Raw genomic sequence first — 15,840 nt, forward strand, 5'->3', positions numbered from 1 at the left:
TGACGATGACCGACTACTCCTCCATCCCGTTCGAATCCGTCCTGGTGGCGAACCGCGGCGAGATCGCCTGCCGCGTGATCCGCACGCTGCGCCGCCTCGGCATCCGCTCGGTCGCCGTGTTCAGCGACGCCGACCGGGACGCCCCGCACGTCCGGCTCGCGGACACGGCGGTCCGCATCGGACCTGCGCCCGCACGCGACAGCTACCTGTCCGTCGACGCCATCGTGGACGCCGCGCGCCGCACGGGCGCCACGGCGGTGCACCCCGGCTACGGGTTCCTGTCCGAGAACGCGGCGCTCGCCGAGGCCTGCGAGTCCGCGGGCATCGTCTTCGTCGGCCCCGGTGTGCACGCGCTGGAGGTCATGGGCGACAAGATCTCGGCCAAGCAGGAGGTCGGCCGCTCGGGCGTCCCGACCATCCCCGGCATCGCGGAGCCCGGCCTGGGCGACGACGAGCTCGTGGCGGCGGCCGAGCGCATCGGCTATCCCGTGCTGGTCAAGCCGTCGGCGGGCGGCGGCGGCAAGGGCATGCAAGCGGTGCACGCGGCCGCCGACCTTCCCGAGGCGCTGCGCGCGGCCCGGCGCGTCGCGGCAGCCGCCTTCGGCGACGACACGCTCTTCCTGGAGCGGCTGGTCGAGTCGCCCCGGCACATCGAGGTGCAGATCGTCGCGGACCGGCACGGCGCCGTCGTGCACCTCGGCGAGCGCGAGTGCTCGCTCCAGCGCCGCCACCAGAAGGTGGTCGAGGAGGCGCCGTCGCCGCTGCTGGACGCGGCGACCCGCGCCCGGATCGGTGAGGCCGCCTGCCGGGTCGCGGCGAGCGTCGGCTATGTCGGGGCCGGGACCGTCGAGTTCCTGGTGTCGGCCGAGCGCCCGGACGAGTTCTTCTTCATGGAGATGAACACCCGGCTCCAGGTCGAGCACCCGGTGACCGAGCTGGTGACGGGCGTCGACCTGGTGGAGTGGCAGCTCCGTGTCGCGGCGGGGGAGCCCCTTGGCCTCGCGCAGGACGACATCCGGCTCACCGGTCACGCCGTCGAAGCGCGCGTGTACGCCGAGAACCCGGAGCGCGACTTCCTGCCGGGCGACGGCGCGGTGCTCGCGCTGCGCGAGCCGGCGGGGGAGGGCGTCCGCGTCGACAGCGGCCTGGCGGCCGGGACGCGCGTCGTCACCGACTACGACCCGATGCTCGCCAAGGTGATCGCCTGGGCGCCCGATCGCGCCGGGGCGCTGGCGCGGCTCGACCGCGCGCTCGCCGGCACCGCGGTGCTGGGCCTCGTCAACAACATCGCCTGGCTCCGCGACCTCCTGGCAGACGAGGAGGTCCGCGCGGGCAGCATGGACACCACGCTGATCGACCGGCGGTTCTCCGCGCTGGAGCCGGTCCCGGCCTCCACCGCCGAGCTGGTCGCTGCGGCGCTGCTGGCGCACCGGGAGCGGGAGTCCGCGACCCCGGGCGGCGTCGGAGCACTGTGGGGCGCGCCCAGCGGCTGGCGGCTGGGCTCGGCCCGTCCGGTCCGGTACGACGTGGACGGCACGCCCGTGCAGGTGCTCGGCGATCGGGTGACCGTGCCGGGTCGGGAGGGCGAGGCGCGCGCGCACACCGCCCGCGTCGCGGTGCAGCCCGGCGCCGCCGGCCAGCCCGACGCGGTTGTGCTCGACCTCGACGGCGTGGTCACCCGCTTCGACGCGGCCCGCGACGGCGCCACCGTGTGGCTCGCACACGGCGGTCGCTCCCGCGCCCTCCGGCTGCGGACGCCCGCCGAGCGGCTGGCCGCGGCGCTCGCCGCCCGCGAGCGCGGAGAGGCGGCCGCGCACCCCGAGGTCCGCTCGCCCATGCCCGGCACCGTCGTGGCCGTGCCGGTCTCCTCCGGCGAATCCGTCGAGGCGGGCGACACCGTCGCCGTGGTGGAGGCGATGAAGATGGAGCACCGCCTGGTCGCCCCGATCGCCGGCACCGTGACCGTCTCCGTCGCGCCGGGCGATCTCGTGAAGCTCGACCAGCTCGTCGCTGTCGTGGATGCTCCCGAGGCCGCCGCGCCCGAATCCGGCGAAGCGTCCACCACCCAGAACGTCCCGCCCACCCCGGCGGACACCACCGAGCCGACACCATCGGCCGCCACATCCCACGGCGAGCACGCCGCGGCAGGGACCGTCACCACAACAGACAGGAATCTCCGATGACCATGCAGATGTCACGCCCGGCCGACCTCGACGTCGCCGGCTTCGAGCTCACCGACGAGCAGCGCCGGCTCCGCGACCAGGTCCGCGACTTCGCCGACACCGTCGTCGCGCCCGCCGCGTACGAGTACGACACGAAGCGCAGCCTCCCGTACGAGATCATCGCCGAGATGGGCCGGATGGGCCTGTTCGGCCTCCCGTTCCCGGTCGAGTACGGCGGCCAGGGCAAGGACTACCTCTCGCTGTGCCTCGCCGTCGAGCAGCTCGGCCGGGTGGACCAGTCCATCGGCGTGACACTGGAGGCCGGCATCGGTCTCGGCGCGATGCCGATCTTCCGCAACGGCACCGAGGAGCAGAAGCAGGAGTGGCTGCCGATGCTGGCGCGCGGCGAAGCGCTCGCCGGGTTCGGACTGACCGAGGCCGACGCCGGCTCCGACGCCGGCGGCACGAAGACCACCGCGATCCTGCGCGACGGCGAGTGGATCCTGAACGGCACCAAGCAGTTCATCACCAACTCCGGCTCCGAGATCACCAAGCTCGTGACCATCACCGCCGTGACCGGCGAGGAGCGCCGCGCCGACGGCTCGGTCAAGAAGGAGCTCTCGGCGATCATCGTCCCGACCGGCACCCCCGGTTTCGTCGCCGAGCCGGTCTACGACAAGGTCGGCTGGCACACCTCCGATACCCACCCGCTGACGCTCACCGACGTGCACGTCCCCGAGGCCAACCTCCTCGGCGAGCGAGGCCGCGGCTACGCCAACTTCCTCGCCACCCTCGACGAGGGCCGCGTCGCCTTCGCCGCCCTCTGCACCGGCGCCGCGCAGGGCTGCCTGGAGGAGGCGATGCGCTACGCCAAGGAGCGCAACGTGTTCGGCCGCTCGATCGGCTCCAACCAGTACATCGCGTTCAAGATCGCGCGGATGCAGGCCCGGGTGCACGCGGCGCGGCTGGCGTACTACGACGCCGCGTTCAAGCTGATGGCGGGCAAGCCCTTCAAGATGGAGGCCTCCATCGCCAAGCTGGTCGGCAGCGAGGCCGCGATGGACAACGCCCGCGACGCGACGCAGATCTTCGGCGGCTACGGCTTCCTCAACGAGAACCCGGTTGCCCGGCACTACCGCGACTCGAAGATCCTGGAGGTCGGCGAGGGCACCACCGAGGTGCAGCTGATGATCATCTCGCGGGCCCTGGGCTTCGAGGCCTGAGCGCGATACGTTTCGCGTACTCGACGGTGAGGATCGGAAGGGGAGTCACGGCGTGATCGACAAGACGGTGGCGAGCGCTGCGGAGGCGGTCGCCGACATCCCGAGCGGCGCGAGCCTGGCGGTGGGCGGGTTCGGGCTCTGCGGCATCCCGAGCGCGCTCATCCAGGCGCTGCTGGAGGCCGGCACGACCGACCTGGAGGTGGTCAGCAACAACTGCGGCGTGGACGACTGGGGGCTCGGACTCCTGCTCGCCGAACGCCGCATCCGCAAGATGATCAGCTCCTACGTCGGCGAGAACAAGGAGTTCGCGCGGCAGTTCCTCTCCGGCGAGCTGGAGGTGGAGCTGACCCCGCAGGGCACGCTCGCCGAGAAGCTGCGGGCCGGCGGCGCGGGCATCCCAGCGTTCTACACGCCGGCCGGGGTCGGAACGCAGATCGCCCTCGGCGGCCTGCCGCGCCGGTACAACGAGGACGGTTCCATCGCCGTCGCCAGCGAGCCGAAGGAGGTGCGCGAGTTCGACGGCGCCTCCTACGTGCTGGAGCGCTCGCTGCGCCCCGATTTCGCGCTCGTGCACGCGGCGAAGGGCGACCGGCACGGCAACCTGGTCTTCCACGCTGCGGCGATGAACTTCAACCCGCTCGCCGCGATGGCGGGCGGCGTGACCATCGCCGAAGTGGAGGAGCTGGTCGAGCCGGGCGAGCTCTCGCCGGGGGAGGTGCACCTGCCCGGGATCTTCGTCCAGCGCGTGGTGCTCGCGCCGGACGTGGAGAAGCGGATCGAGCGGCGCACGGTCGCAGCGCCTGCGAGCGCCGAGGAAGGGACCACCCGATGAGCCTCACCCGCACCGAGCTCGCCGCGCGCGTGGCGCTGGAGCTGGAGAACGGCCAGTACGTCAACCTCGGCATCGGCATGCCGACGCTCATCCCGAACTACATCCCGGAGGGCGTCGAGGTCATCCTGCACTCCGAGAACGGCGTGCTCGGCGTCGGGCCATACCCGGCCGACGCCGATGTCGACCCCGACCTCATCAACGCGGGCAAGGAGACCGTCACAGTGAAGCGCGGCGCGGCCTACTTCGACTCGTCGCTGTCGTTCGGCATGGTCCGCGGCGGCCACGTGGACGTCGCGGTCCTCGGCGCGATGGAGGTCTCGGCCACCGGCGACCTGGCCAACTGGATGATCCCCGGCAAGATGGTCAAGGGCATGGGCGGCGCGATGGACCTCGTCTTCGGCGCCAAGCGGCTGATCGTGATGATGGAGCACGTCGACAAGGAGGGCCGGCCCAAGATCCTCGCCGAGTGCACCCTCCCGCTCACCGGTACCGGCTGCGTCGACCGCATCATCACCGACCTCGCCGTGATCGACGTGACGCCGGACGGGCTCGTCCTGCGCGAGACGGCGCCGGGTGTGACGGTCGAGGAGGTCGTGGCTGCGACGGGTGCGCCGCTCGCGGTGGAGCTGGAGGCCGCATCATGAAAGAAGTCGAGCAGCGCGGCCTCTACTACGAGGAGTTCGAGCTGGAGACCCGCTACCTCCACCGTCCAGGGCGCACCGTGACGGAGGCCGACAACGTCCTCTTCACCACCCTGACGATGAACACGCAGGCACTGCACCTGGACGCCGCGTGGTCGGCGCGGCAGCCGTTCGGCGAGCGGCTGATGAACTCGATGTGGACGCTCGCGACGATCGTCGGCGCGTCGGTCGCCCAGCTGACGCAGGGCACGATCGTCGCGAACCTCGGCTTCTCGGAGGTGTCCTTCCCGCACCCGCTGTACCACGGCGACACGCTCTACTCGGAGACGACGGTGACGGCCAAGCGGCTGTCGGCCTCCCGCCCGGGCCAGGGGATCGTGACGCTGGAGCACACCGGCCGCAACCAGGACGGCGTCCTGGTCGCGACCGCGGTCCGCCAGGTGATGGTGTGGTGCCGCGACGCGCACCTCGGGACGAGCGACGTATGACGCCCTTCCCGTGGGGTCCGGCGCTGCTGTTCTGCCCCGCCGACCGGCCCGACCGGTACGCGAAGGCGCTGGAGCGGGCGGACGCCGTGATCCTCGACCTGGAGGACGCCGTCGACCCCGGGCGCCGGCCGGCCGCGCGCGAGGCGCTCGCCGCCTCCGACCTCGACCCGGCCCGCGTGATCGTGCGGATCAACCAGGCGGGCACCGACGACCAGGCCGCCGACCTCGCCGCCCTCGCGCTCACGCCCTACCCGGCGGTGATGCTGCCGAAGGCCGAGCAGGCGGCCGACCTCGCGGCGCTCGACGGCCTCCACGTGATCGCCCTGTGCGAGACCGCGGCGGGGGTCATGGCGGCGGCCGAGCTCGCCGCTGCCGAGCACGTCGTCGCCCTGATGTGGGGAGCGGAGGACCTGGTCGCCTCGCTCGGCGGCACGTCGAGCCGGCACGCCGACGGCCGCTACCGGGACGTGGCGGCGCACGCGCGCTCCGCGGTGCTGCTGGCCGCCGGGGCCGCGGGGAAGCCCGCGATCGACACGGTCCACCTCGACATCGCGGACCTCGACGGGCTCGCCGCCGAGGCCGAGGACGCGGTCGCCGTCGGGTTCGCCGCGACCGCGTGCATCCACCCCGCGCAGGTGGACACCGTGCGGGCCGCGTACCGGCCCGACGAGGCCCAGGTGGCGGAGGCCGTAGAGTTGCTGGAGGCGGCTCGCGCGGCGGGCGGGGGAGTGTTCCGCCACAACGGCAAGATGGTCGACGGACCCGTCCTTTCGCACGCCCGATCGGTGCTCCGGAGGGCGACTAGCACGTTGTGATGAAACTGTGATGAACGATTTTTACGCCGTTCACCCGTTTGGTCGTGCCGTGTCGGCGGCATGCCGTACTCTGCCCTTAACGTTCCAGAGCAGAGCACTCTCGAATCGTTTCGAGCCACGAATCGATCGTCAGCGTGAACACCCGCTCGAACGACTGGAAGGGGGACGGAATGCCACAGCTGCTTCCCCTGCGCCTGCTCGAGAGCGTCGGTCTCCGCGCCCCCGCCGCACCGGTCGCTCCGGACGCTGAAGGCACCTCGAACCCGGCGCCCGCGTCCACCTCGGTGCCGCCTGCGCAGTCGGCTGCCACCTCGCCGCGTCCTCTCGTCGCGGCTGCGTCGCTGACCTTCGCCGGGCCGTCCACCGACACCGGCGGCCCGCTCGACATCGACTCCGGTCTGGAGCGCACCGGCCCGCTCTCGATCATCGCCCCGCGCCGCATCGGCGAGAGCGACCTCGCGGTCCACCCGCTGTCGCTCGGCGCGAGCGTGTTCGGCTGGACGGCCGACGGCGACACCTCGCTGGCGATCCTCGACCGGTTCGCTTCGCGCGGCGGCGACTTCATCGACACCGCCGACAGCTACGTCGGCGGCCGCAGCGAGGTCCTCATCGGCAAGTGGATGCACGAGCGCCGAAACCGCGACCAGCTGGTGGTCGCCACCAAGGTCGGCCGCCACCACGAGAACCCCGGCCTCGGCTCGGTGAGCATCGTGCGCGCCGTGGAGGCCTCCCTGGAGCGCCTGCAGACGGACCACATCGACCTGCTGTACTTCCACGACGACGATCCGGACGTCCCGCTGGAGGACAGCCTCGCGACCGCCGAGTGGCTCATCGAGACGGGCAAGGTCCGCTACCTCGGCGCCTCCAACTTCAGCGCAGAGCGGCTCATCGAGGCACGTATCCTGGCGTCGGCCGGCCTGCCGAAGTTCGTCGCCATCCAGACCCAGTACAACCTCATGCACCGCGCCGAGTTCGAGAGCGCGCTGCGCATCGTCGCGGCCGCCCAGGGCCTCGCGGTGATGCCGTACTACGCGCTGGCCAACGGCTTCCTCACGGGCAAGTACCGCTCCAAGTCCGACCTGAGCGCCGACGCCCGCAGCGTGCGCGCGTCCGCCTACGTCAACCGCAAGGGAATGCGCGTCCTGGCCGTCCTCGACCGGATCGCCGCCGAGCACGGCGTCGCCCCGGCGAGCGTGGCGATCGCCTGGCTGCTGGCCAAGCGCACCATCGTCGCTCCCGTGGCGAGCGCCAGCCGCCCGGAGCAGGTCGACGGACTGATGGCCGCCGCCGGCATCCGCCTCACCCGAGCCCAGATGCTCGACCTCGACCGCGTCTCCGAGTAACCGGGCCACGTCGCCAACGGAGGACTTCCACCCCATCCCGGCGAGATTCGCCAGCCAACGGAGGACTTCCACCCCGTCAGGGGTCGTAACTCCTCCGTTGGCTGCCATCGGACGGCGTGTCGCGTCCGATGTCCTCCGCTGGCTACGCCCTACTGCTCGGCGAGGATGCGGTCGAGCGCGCGGTGCAGTGCCGCCCCGGCCGCGATCGGGTCGCCCACGTAGCCGCCCGCCAGGGCCCCGTCGCGCGCGAGGATGAGGTCGTCCGCCGCGTCGCCGGGACGCGGGTGACCGATCTGGCGGAACAGCTCCTCGATGTGCTTCGCGTACCAGTCCCGGTGGGCGGTCACGGCGATGCGCACGGGGTGGTTCTCGTCGGCGAACTGCGCGGCGGCGTTGATGAACGGGTCGCCGCGAAAGCCGGGGCGGACCGCCTCGGCGTTGATGGAGTCCACGAGGGCGCGGGCGATCTCGGTCGGGTCGGAGAGCTCGGCCTCCTTCTCGGTGAACCATTCGCGCACCTGGCGGTCCCGGCCCTCGACGTAGGCGATGATCAGGAGGTCCTTGGAGCGGAAGTGCTTGTAGAACGTCGCCTTCGTCACCCGGGCGCCCGCGATGATGCGGTCGACGCCGACCGTGTGGATGCCCTCCTGGTAGAAGAGTTCGTCGGCGGTCGCGAGGATCTTGATCTTCGACGGTGCGGGCGGCCGGATGGTCGCGCGGGCACTTACGACCATCTGGTCGTCTCCTCTCTCCGGGAGGCCGGGGCCTCCGCTCGTCTCTGAGAACCCCCCGACCGGTCCAAGGGGGGACGACCGGTCGGGGTGGTCACTTCAGTATAGTGGTAGACAGACCAGTCTGTTTGTCCTCAATTTCCCAGTCTCCGCTTTCGAACGGGCGCTGGCGTAGGGTTGAGGGGATGAACAGCGCAGTCGACCTCCCGCTCGGTCTGGCCGACCTCGCTTTCGCCGCCTCCGGCGAAGCCCTCGTCCGCCGCACGATCCTGCCGAACGGCGTCCGCATCCTCAGGGAGCAGGTGCCGGGTGCGCGCAGCGCCACCCTCGGCTACTGGGTGGCGGTCGGATCCCGCGACGAGCTGGCCGACGTGGCCGGCAGTCTCGGCTCCACGCACTTCCTCGAGCACCTGCTGTTCAAGGGCACGCGCACGCGCACCGCCCTCGACATCGCGGTGTCCTTCGACTCGGTCGGCGGCGAGCACAACGCCATGACCGCCAAGGAGTACACCTGCTACTACGCCAAGGTGCAGGATCGCGACCTCCCGATGGCGGTGGAGGTCATCGGCGACATGCTCACCTCCTCCGTTCTCGACCCCACCGAGTTCGAGAACGAGCGCGGCGTGATCCTCGAAGAGCTGTCGATGGCCGAGGACGATCCGGCCGACGTCGCCAACGAGCGCCTCTTCACCGCCGTGCTCGGCGACCACCCTCTCGGGCGTCCGATCGGCGGCCGTCCCGACACCATCCGCGCCGCGACCCGCGACGCCGTGTGGGGCCACTACCGCGCCAACTACCGGCCGCGCGACCTGGTCGTGACGGCAGCGGGCGCGGTCGACCACGACGTGCTCGTCGCAGGCGTCCAGCGCGCGCTCGACGCCGCGGGCTGGAGCCGGGACGAGGTGGCCGCCCCGGTCGACCGCCGTCCGAACGAACTCGTGCCGGTCGAGCGCGGCGCATCCGTCGTGACCGTCGCCCGGCCGATCGAGCAGGCCAACCTCATCATCGGCATGCCCGGCATCGTCGCGACAGACGAACGCCGTACCACGATGAGCGTGCTCAACTCCATCCTCGGCGGCGGGATGTCGAGCCGGCTGTTCCAGGAGGTCCGCGAGAAGCGCGGGCTGGCCTACGCCGTCTACTCGTTCTCCGGCTCCTACTCCGACGCCGGCGTCTTCGGGCTGTTCTCCGCCTGCGCGCCCGCGAAGGCGCGGCAGGTGGCCGAGCTGATGCTCTCCGAGCTGCACCGCCTCGCCGACGGCGGGGTGTCGGCGGACGAGCTCCGCCGCGCGGTCGGACAGCTCTCCGGCGGGGCGGCCCTCGCGCTGGAGGACTCCGACACCCGGATGTCGCGGCTCGGCCGCGCCGAGATCAGCCTGGGGGAGTTCGCCGACCTCGACGAGAGCCTCCGGCGCCTGCACCTCGTCACCGCAGGTGACGTCCGAGAACTCGCACGGGACCTGGCCGACCGGCCGGTCTCGATCTCCGCGGTGGGTGGCGTCGACGACGACGTCTTCGCAGGCCTGGTGGCCTGACCGCCCTCTCCATTCCCGTTACATCGAAAGGTCTACCGGTGCCCCATTACCTCTACCTCGTGCGGCACGGCGAGCAGCAGGATGCCGAGCACGGCCTCCCCGACGGCCCGCTCTCGCCGCGCGGAAAGCGCCAGGCCCAGCTCATCGCGGACCGGCTCAGCGGGCTGCCGCTGACCGGGATGTACCACTCGCCGCTCGTGCGCGCCGAGGAGACCGCCTCGATCATCGCCTCCCGGATGCCGGCGGTGCAGCCGGAGCCGTCCAGCCTGCTGTTCGACTGCATTCCGTCCGGGCCGACGCCCGATATGCCCAAGGCGTTCGAGTCGTTCTTCGGCCCGGTGACGGAGGCCGAGATCGACGCCGGCCGCGCCCAGATGGAGGACGCGGTCCACGAGTTCCTGACGCCGGCGATGGGGGATCGCCACGATCTGCTGGTGACGCACAACTTCGTGATCGGCTGGTTCGTCCGGCACGTGTTCGACGCGCCGGCCTGGCGCTGGCTCGGACTCAACCAGGCCAATTGCGGCCTCACCATCATCCGGGTGCGCTCGGCGAAGCCGCCGGTGCTGGTGGTGCACAACGACCTCGGGCACCTGCCGGTCGAGCTGCGCACCGGGCTGCCGGAGCTGCAGCCGGTCTGACCGGGCTCCCGCGCTACGCCGACGTGACGTTCGGGCCGAGCCGCTTGCGGAACCAGTCCGTCGCGTTCGGGTTGTCGTTGTAGGGCTGCACGCTCTCGTAGCCGTGCGACCGGTAGAGGCCGCCTGCGGCCTCCAGGCTCGCGTTGGTGTCCAGCACGACCTCGGTCGCCCCGAAGCCGCGTGCGCGGTGCTCCAGCTCGGCGAGGATGGCGCGGCCGAGGCCCTGGCCGCGGTGCTCCGGCGCCACCCAGAGGTGCTTGATCTCGTATCGGACGACCTGCTCGCCGTCCTCGGTCTCCGACAGCGGGACCGTCAGCTCGCGGATGCCGCCGCAGCCGGCCTCCCCGTCGTCGTAGGCCAGCAGGAAGACGCCGGCGGGCGGCACGAACTGGCCCGGGTCGGGGAAGGTCGTGCGGTACGCGCCCTGGGACGCGGGGAACGTCTCGGCGCGCTCGGCGAAGTAGTCCGCCAGCATCCGGTGGGCGGTCGCGTCGGTGACGGAGACATCGGCAAAGGACACCATCGTCCCAGGCTAGTCGGCGGCGGACGTCCGACGGCTGCGCACAGGTGCGAGCCGGGTCGGCGGCCGCGCACGGCAGGTAGGGTGGACGGGTGACTATTCGCGTGGCCGTGGCCGGGGCGACCGGCAAGCTCGGATCCGTGGCGGTCCGTCTCATCGAGGCGGCCGACGACCTGGAGCTCGTGGCCGCCCTCGACTCCCGCACCCCGCTCGACGCGATGCTCGGCGCCGACGTGCTGGTGGACATGACGCTCCCGCAGGTCAGCCAGGGGATCGTTGCCTTCGCCGTCGACCACGGCCTGAACGTGCTGGTCGGCACGTCCGGCTGGTCGGCCGACCGCATCCTGGAGCTGGAGCGCCGGGTGGCCGAGCACGAGGGCGCCGGCGCGATCGTCATCCCGAACTTCTCGCTGGGCTCCGCGCTCGGCACCGCCTTCGCGACGGTCGCCGCGCGCTTCTTCGACTCGATCGAGATCGTGGAGACGCACGGCACGGGCAAGGTCGACTCGCCCTCCGGCACCGCGGTGCGCACCGCCGAGCTGATCGGCGCCGCCCGGCTGCAGCGCGGGCCGGTCGACGCGCCGCACACGGACCAGCGGGCGCGCGGCCAGCAGGTCGCGAGCGTCCCGATCCACAGCCTCCGGATGCGCGGCGTCGCCGCCCAGCAGCAGGTGATCTTCGGCGGGGCGGGGGAGACCCTCACCATCCGCCACGACACGATCGGGCAGGAGGCGTACGAGGCCGGCATCCTGCTCGCGCTGCGCGCCGCCGCGACGACCACCGGCGTGGTCGTCGGCCTCGACAAGCTGGTCGACCTCGGCATCTCCGAGCCGGACGGGGAGCCGCCGCGCCCGACCGTCCGCGAGGTGTAGGCCGCCCGATGCGCAACCGTCTCTCGGCGCTGTTCATGGCGCTGCTGCTCGTCGTGTACCTCGTGCTGGTCCTCCAGCGCGCGGTGCTGCTGTTCGAATCGGGTTCGGCCGTCGGCATCGCGATGAGCGTCGCGCTGATCGTGATCGGTCTGATCGCAGCCTGGGCGCTCATCCGGGAGCTGCTGTTCGGCGCCCGCACCGAGAAGCTCGTCAAGCTGATGGCAGCGGAGGGCACCCTCCCGGTGGACGACCTCCCGCACCGTGCCAGCGGACGCCCGCTGCGCGACGCTGCGGACGCGGAGTTCCCGCAGTTCAAGGCGGAGGTTGAGGCGTCGCCGGAGAGCTGGCGCGCCTGGTTCCGCCTCGGTCTCGCCTACGACGCGAGCGGAGACCGCCGCCGGGCACGCGCGGCGCTGCGGCAGGCGATCGGGCTGTACCGGGCGCAGGAGCGCGCCGGGCGCGCTACGGGCTGAACCGCGCTACGCCGCCCGCGCCATCAGCTGCGCCATCGCGTCCTGCACGGTCGCATCCTGGAACACGAACCCGTCCTCCAGCAGCCGCTGCGGGAGCACCCGCTGATCCGCGAGCAGCAGCTCCCGCCCGGCCTCGCCGAGCCCCAGGTTCACGATCGCGCCAGGCAGCGGCAGGCCGTACGGCCGGTGCACCGCCGTCGTCAGCGCGCGCAGCACCTCGGCGGCGGTCGCGGGCTCCGGCCCGACGACGTTCACCGGTCCGCTCAGGCCGGAGGTCAGGAGGTGGACGATCGCGGCCGCCTCGTCGCGCAGGCTCACCCACGGCCAGTGCTGCCGGCCGCCCGCGATCGGGCCGACCAGCCCCGCCTTGGCGAGCGGCAGCAGCGGCGCCATCGCTCCGCCCGGCCCGACGACGACCCCGGTGCGGACGGTGACCACGCGGGTCCCGGCCGGGACGAGGTGCGCGGCGGTCTCCCAGGCCTCCACCACGTCGGAGAGGAATCCGGTGCCCTGGGCGGAGTCCTCGGTCAGCGTCTGCCCCGGCCGGTCGCCGTAGTAGCCGACCGCCGAGCCGCTGACGAAGACGCTGGGCGGGTCGGCGGCCTGGCGCATCCCGTCCGCGAGCGTGCCCGTCGCGGCCAGGCGCGAGTCGAGGATCCGGCGCTTGTGCGCCGCGGTCCAGGGAAGTCGGTTGAGGGAGGCGCCGGAGAGGTTCACCAGCCCGTCCGCGTCGTCCAGCAGCCGCAGGTCGATGCTGCGCGCCGAGGGGGCCCAGGCGCGTTCGTCGGCGGCCGCGGGCTCCCGCCGCACCAGGCGGAGGGCGTCGTGGCCCTCCGCCGTCAGCGCGCGGACGAGTTCGGTGCCGATCATGCCGGACGCGCCGGCCACGAGCACGCGCATCGGCTCAGGCCAGCGTGGCTTCGATCGTGATCGGGATGCCGACGAGCGCCCGCGAGACCGGGCAGGTGCGCTTGGCCTCGTCGGCGAGGCGCTGGAAGTCCTCCTCGCCGAGGCCGGGGACGGTCGCCTCGACCAGGAGGTGGCTGCCGGTGATGCCCTGCGCGGGGTCGAAGGTCACCGCGGCGGTGGTGCGGATGCTCTCCGGCGGCGTGCCGAAGGTCGCGAGCACGTTCGAGAACGCCATCGAGAAGCAGGCCGAGTGCGCCGCGCCCAGCAGCTCCTCCGGCGTGGAGGTCTCCGCACCGCCCTCGGAGCGGGCCTTCCAGTTCACGGAGAGCGTCGCCGCTCCCGACGAGTCCAGGGAGACGGTCCCCGAGCCGGACTTCAGATCGCCGGTCCAGACCGTGGTGGATTCGCTGGTGACTGCCATGAGACCTCCTGTTGTGCGCCGCGGAGTGCCCGCGGGTCCGACCAGACTACTGGCGGCCCCCGACGCGTCGACCCCCGCACGGGGGATTCCCGGTTTGGTCCTCAGGCCGTGCTGGCACGCTTCCGGATGACGCCGGCCCGCACGAGCAGCAGGTAGATCTGGCAGCCCAGGCAGTACCCGAACGCGGCGTTCAGGAAGGCCGCGACGAACGCGAGCGCGGCGGCGATCGGCAGCGCGACGGGCACGCCCAGCGCGAACAGCAGGAGGCCGAGACCGGTGACGACCAGGCCGACGAGCTGCGCGAATGTCGGCGGGGCCGGGTCCTCCAGCTCGGTCGGCGGTGCGAGGTGCGGACGGATCGCGACGCGGTAGAGGAGGCCGTAGGGATGCCGGCGTACGCCCGCGAAAGCGCCCCAGGCGAACAGCGCCGCGATCACGAGCAGCAGCACCGCGGCGGCCGCGGTCGCGCCGGTGAGGGCGAGAAAGAGGTCGACCAGCAGCAGGACTGCGGTGATCGCGGCGCCGAACCGCGGAGAGCGGGGGTCGATGCCGGTGGTGGTGGGCCGGGCGGCGCTCGGGTTCTCGGTGCTTGGTTTCTCGGTCATGGTCACTCCGTCAGGATGCGGTCGAGGGCGGTGCGGACATCGCCCGGGCGCGCCGCGCCGGCGATGCGGCCGCGGACGGTGCCGCGGGCGTCGAGCAGCAGTGTGGTCGGGGTCTGCAGCACGCCGAACCGGCGGGCGAGCTCCGGGCGCTCGGTCAGGTCGACGTCCAGGTGCTCGACGCCGTCGTGCTCGCCCGCGACGCCGTGCAGGACGCGAGCGGTCGAGGGGCACTGGGCGCAGAACGCGGTGGAGAACTGGACCAGCGTGGCTCGTGCGCCGAGTACGGCCGCGCCCACCTCGTGCGCGGTCACGCGGTCGGCTCGCGCGTGGCGCACCCGTCCCGCGCGGGCGCGCCACACGACGCCGGCCGCTGTCGCGACGGCGACCAGGGCGAGCAGGACGAGGAGCGCGGCGGGTACGGACATGGTGAGCGCGACGATACGCGGGCTCCACTCGATGCTGAAGGCAGTGTGAACGAACATGACGCGCCGTCGTCCTCCACGGGTCCGCGCCGTCACGGGCTCTCCACAGATCGGCCGGCGGGGGAGGCGGTCGCCCGGCCCGACCCGATAGCCTTGACACCATGGCTGCTCCCGCGAACCCGTTCGGCCAGGTGCTCGTCGCCCTGGTCACGCCCTTCACCGCCGATGGCGAGGTCGACTGGGCCGGCGTGGAGAAGCACATGGACGACGTGATCGTCGCGGGCGCGGACGGCATCGTCGTCACCGGCACCACAGGCGAGACCTCCACCCTCACCGACGCCGAGAAGCTGCGCCTGGTCGAGGTCGGCAAAGACGTCGCGGGCGGCCGGGCCAAGATCATCACCGGCGGCGGCTCGAACGAGACGGCGCACGCCATCCAGCTCTACAAGCAGAGCGAGAAGGCCGGCGCCGACGGCGTCATGATCGTCACGCCGTACTACAACAAGCCGACCCAGGCCGGCGTCCTCACGCACTTCCGGATGATCGCCGACTCCACCGATCTGCCCGTCATCCTCTACGACATCCCCGGCCGCACCGGCATCCCGATCAAGTACGAGACCATCCTGCGCATCGCCAAGCACCCCAACGTCCTCGCCATCAAGGACGCCAAGGGCGACTTCAGCGAGGTCAGCCGGGTGCTGAACCAGACCGACCTGATGTACTTCTCGGGCGACGACGCCAACGTCCTCCCGCACCTGGCGATCGGCGCCACCGGCCTCATCGGGGTCACGGCCAACATCACCGCCACGCCGTACCGGCAGATCGTGGACGCGGTCAACGCCGGCGACCTGGCCACCGCGACCGCCGCGCACCAGAAGCTGGAGCCGCTGGTCCGCGCCGTCATGACGCACGTTCCCGGCACCGTCGCGGCCAAGTACATCCTGCACGGCCTGGGTCGCATCTCCAGCCCGCGGGTCCGTCTCCCGCTCGTCGGCCCGGAAGAGTGGGAGGCCGCCCAGATCGAGGACGAGCTCGACCTCGTCCGCGACATCCCCGGCGCCGACTTCCGCAACTTCCGCCCCGATCGCAACGCCGCCGCAGGCGGCGCGCTGCCCAAGATCGCCGGCGCCACACGCTAGGGCCGCTCTGCGGCCGGTTCCACCCCGGGCCACCGCCCGGACGCACGTACACACCTGAACATTGGAGG

18 protein-coding genes are annotated in these 15,840 nt (G+C 72.2%); 12 read left to right on the forward strand and 6 right to left on the reverse strand.

Annotated features, from left to right (window positions below):
• Positions 1-5: 5 nt before the first annotated feature.
• The 7 genes from F1C12_RS00820 to F1C12_RS00850 all read left to right on the forward strand — a co-directional run bounded on the left by F1C12_RS00820 (position 6) and on the right by F1C12_RS00850 (position 7,504).
• A complete protein-coding gene (locus F1C12_RS00820; protein ID WP_185276999.1) occupies positions 6-2,183 on the forward strand; it encodes an ATP-binding protein in 2,178 nt (725 codons plus the stop codon).
• Positions 2,180-3,385, forward strand: a complete 1,206-nt coding sequence (locus tag F1C12_RS00825) for an acyl-CoA dehydrogenase family protein (RefSeq protein ID WP_185277000.1) — start codon at positions 2,180-2,182, stop codon at positions 3,383-3,385. Before F1C12_RS00820 ends, F1C12_RS00825 begins: the two co-directional genes overlap by 4 nt.
• Before the next feature lie 52 nt (positions 3,386-3,437).
• Complete coding sequence (locus tag F1C12_RS00830) at positions 3,438-4,217, forward strand: CoA transferase subunit A (RefSeq protein ID WP_185277001.1); 780 nt, start codon at positions 3,438-3,440, stop codon at positions 4,215-4,217.
• Positions 4,214-4,861 (forward strand): CoA transferase subunit B, encoded by a 648-nt coding sequence (locus F1C12_RS00835; RefSeq protein ID WP_185277002.1) that lies wholly within the window; start codon positions 4,214-4,216, stop codon positions 4,859-4,861. Before F1C12_RS00830 ends, F1C12_RS00835 begins: the two co-directional genes overlap by 4 nt.
• Positions 4,858-5,346 (forward strand): MaoC family dehydratase, encoded by a 489-nt coding sequence (locus tag F1C12_RS00840; RefSeq protein ID WP_185277003.1) that lies wholly within the window; start codon positions 4,858-4,860, stop codon positions 5,344-5,346. The genes F1C12_RS00835 and F1C12_RS00840 overlap by 4 nt, the downstream gene beginning before the upstream one ends.
• Positions 5,343-6,161 (forward strand): HpcH/HpaI aldolase/citrate lyase family protein, encoded by an 819-nt coding sequence (locus F1C12_RS00845; RefSeq protein WP_185277004.1) that lies wholly within the window; start codon positions 5,343-5,345, stop codon positions 6,159-6,161. The genes F1C12_RS00840 and F1C12_RS00845 overlap by 4 nt, the downstream gene beginning before the upstream one ends.
• A gap of 170 nt (positions 6,162-6,331) precedes the next feature.
• Positions 6,332-7,504: an aldo/keto reductase gene (locus tag F1C12_RS00850; protein ID WP_185277005.1), complete on the forward strand. Its 1,173-nt coding sequence runs from the start codon at positions 6,332-6,334 to the stop codon at positions 7,502-7,504.
• A 149-nt stretch (positions 7,505-7,653) separates the two neighbouring features.
• Here F1C12_RS00850 and F1C12_RS00855 read toward each other — a convergent pair whose 3' ends face one another.
• Positions 7,654-8,238, reverse strand: a complete 585-nt coding sequence (locus F1C12_RS00855; RefSeq protein WP_185277006.1) for a TetR/AcrR family transcriptional regulator — start codon at positions 8,236-8,238, stop codon at positions 7,654-7,656.
• A gap of 182 nt (positions 8,239-8,420) precedes the next feature.
• On the opposite strand from F1C12_RS00855, the gene F1C12_RS00860 reads away from it, so the two are divergent.
• Both F1C12_RS00860 and F1C12_RS00865 read left to right on the forward strand, forming a co-directional pair.
• Entirely contained in the window at positions 8,421-9,770 is a 1,350-nt protein-coding gene (locus tag F1C12_RS00860; protein WP_185277007.1) for a M16 family metallopeptidase, read from the forward strand.
• 38 nt (positions 9,771-9,808) lie between these two features.
• The gene (locus tag F1C12_RS00865) at positions 9,809-10,411 is read left to right on the forward strand and encodes a histidine phosphatase family protein (protein WP_185277008.1); all 603 of its coding nucleotides are present in this window, start codon (positions 9,809-9,811) and stop codon (positions 10,409-10,411) included.
• A 13-nt stretch (positions 10,412-10,424) separates the two neighbouring features.
• Here F1C12_RS00865 and F1C12_RS00870 read toward each other — a convergent pair whose 3' ends face one another.
• A complete protein-coding gene (locus F1C12_RS00870; protein ID WP_185277009.1) occupies positions 10,425-10,934 on the reverse strand; it encodes a GNAT family N-acetyltransferase in 510 nt (169 codons plus the stop codon).
• 89 nt (positions 10,935-11,023) lie between these two features.
• Between F1C12_RS00870 and dapB the strand changes: the two genes are divergently transcribed.
• Together dapB and F1C12_RS00880 are read left to right on the forward strand one after the other, a co-directional pair.
• Positions 11,024-11,803: a 4-hydroxy-tetrahydrodipicolinate reductase gene (gene dapB, locus F1C12_RS00875; protein WP_185277010.1), complete on the forward strand. Its 780-nt coding sequence runs from the start codon at positions 11,024-11,026 to the stop codon at positions 11,801-11,803.
• A gap of 8 nt (positions 11,804-11,811) precedes the next feature.
• Positions 11,812-12,276: a hypothetical protein gene (locus F1C12_RS00880; RefSeq protein ID WP_258046064.1), complete on the forward strand. Its 465-nt coding sequence runs from the start codon at positions 11,812-11,814 to the stop codon at positions 12,274-12,276.
• Positions 12,277-12,282: 6 nt separating this feature from the next.
• Here the strand turns inward: F1C12_RS00880 and F1C12_RS00885 are convergent, their stop codons facing one another.
• From F1C12_RS00885 to F1C12_RS00900, 4 genes are all read right to left on the reverse strand, one after another.
• Entirely contained in the window at positions 12,283-13,176 is an 894-nt protein-coding gene (locus F1C12_RS00885; RefSeq protein ID WP_185277011.1) for a TIGR01777 family oxidoreductase, read from the reverse strand.
• 4 nt (positions 13,177-13,180) lie between these two features.
• A complete protein-coding gene (locus tag F1C12_RS00890; protein WP_185277012.1) occupies positions 13,181-13,606 on the reverse strand; it encodes an OsmC family peroxiredoxin in 426 nt (141 codons plus the stop codon).
• A 101-nt stretch (positions 13,607-13,707) separates the two neighbouring features.
• Positions 13,708-14,211: a DUF4395 domain-containing protein gene (locus F1C12_RS00895; RefSeq protein ID WP_185277013.1), complete on the reverse strand. Its 504-nt coding sequence runs from the start codon at positions 14,209-14,211 to the stop codon at positions 13,708-13,710.
• Positions 14,212-14,213: 2 nt separating this feature from the next.
• The gene (locus F1C12_RS00900) at positions 14,214-14,693 is read right to left on the reverse strand and encodes a thioredoxin family protein (protein WP_258046065.1); all 480 of its coding nucleotides are present in this window, start codon (positions 14,691-14,693) and stop codon (positions 14,214-14,216) included.
• Positions 14,694-14,794: 101 nt separating this feature from the next.
• Between F1C12_RS00900 and dapA the strand changes: the two genes are divergently transcribed.
• The gene (gene dapA, locus F1C12_RS00905; RefSeq protein WP_185277014.1) at positions 14,795-15,772 is read left to right on the forward strand and encodes a 4-hydroxy-tetrahydrodipicolinate synthase; all 978 of its coding nucleotides are present in this window, start codon (positions 14,795-14,797) and stop codon (positions 15,770-15,772) included.
• Positions 15,773-15,840 lie beyond the last annotated feature (68 nt).

This window comes from Leifsonia shinshuensis (assembly GCF_014217625.1).
GTDB lineage: Bacteria > Actinomycetota > Actinomycetes > Actinomycetales > Microbacteriaceae > Leifsonia > Leifsonia shinshuensis_A.

Excerpts from the sequence above, each read along its gene's own strand:
- F1C12_RS00820 (WP_185276999.1), top strand. The coding sequence starts at position 6 with ATGACCGACTACTCCTCCATCCCGTTCGAATCCGTCCTGGTGGCGAAC.
- F1C12_RS00825 (WP_185277000.1), top strand. The coding sequence starts at position 2,180 with ATGACCATGCAGATGTCACGCCCGGCCGACCTCGACGTCGCCGGCTTC.
- F1C12_RS00835 (WP_185277002.1), top strand. The coding sequence starts at position 4,214 with ATGAGCCTCACCCGCACCGAGCTCGCCGCGCGCGTGGCGCTGGAGCTG.
- F1C12_RS00840 (WP_185277003.1), top strand. The coding sequence starts at position 4,858 with ATGAAAGAAGTCGAGCAGCGCGGCCTCTACTACGAGGAGTTCGAGCTG.
- F1C12_RS00845 (WP_185277004.1), top strand. The coding sequence starts at position 5,343 with ATGACGCCCTTCCCGTGGGGTCCGGCGCTGCTGTTCTGCCCCGCCGAC.
- F1C12_RS00850 (WP_185277005.1), top strand. The coding sequence starts at position 6,332 with ATGCCACAGCTGCTTCCCCTGCGCCTGCTCGAGAGCGTCGGTCTCCGC.
- F1C12_RS00855 (WP_185277006.1), bottom strand. The coding sequence starts at position 8,238 with ATGGTCGTAAGTGCCCGCGCGACCATCCGGCCGCCCGCACCGTCGAAG.
- F1C12_RS00860 (WP_185277007.1), top strand. The coding sequence starts at position 8,421 with ATGAACAGCGCAGTCGACCTCCCGCTCGGTCTGGCCGACCTCGCTTTC.
- F1C12_RS00870 (WP_185277009.1), bottom strand. The coding sequence starts at position 10,934 with ATGGTGTCCTTTGCCGATGTCTCCGTCACCGACGCGACCGCCCACCGG.
- F1C12_RS00880 (WP_258046064.1), top strand. The coding sequence starts at position 11,812 with ATGCGCAACCGTCTCTCGGCGCTGTTCATGGCGCTGCTGCTCGTCGTG.
- F1C12_RS00885 (WP_185277011.1), bottom strand. The coding sequence starts at position 13,176 with ATGCGCGTGCTCGTGGCCGGCGCGTCCGGCATGATCGGCACCGAACTC.
- F1C12_RS00890 (WP_185277012.1), bottom strand. The coding sequence starts at position 13,606 with ATGGCAGTCACCAGCGAATCCACCACGGTCTGGACCGGCGATCTGAAG.
- F1C12_RS00895 (WP_185277013.1), bottom strand. The coding sequence starts at position 14,211 with ATGACCGAGAAACCAAGCACCGAGAACCCGAGCGCCGCCCGGCCCACC.
- F1C12_RS00900 (WP_258046065.1), bottom strand. The coding sequence starts at position 14,693 with ATGTTCGTTCACACTGCCTTCAGCATCGAGTGGAGCCCGCGTATCGTC.
- dapA (WP_185277014.1), top strand. The coding sequence starts at position 14,795 with ATGGCTGCTCCCGCGAACCCGTTCGGCCAGGTGCTCGTCGCCCTGGTC.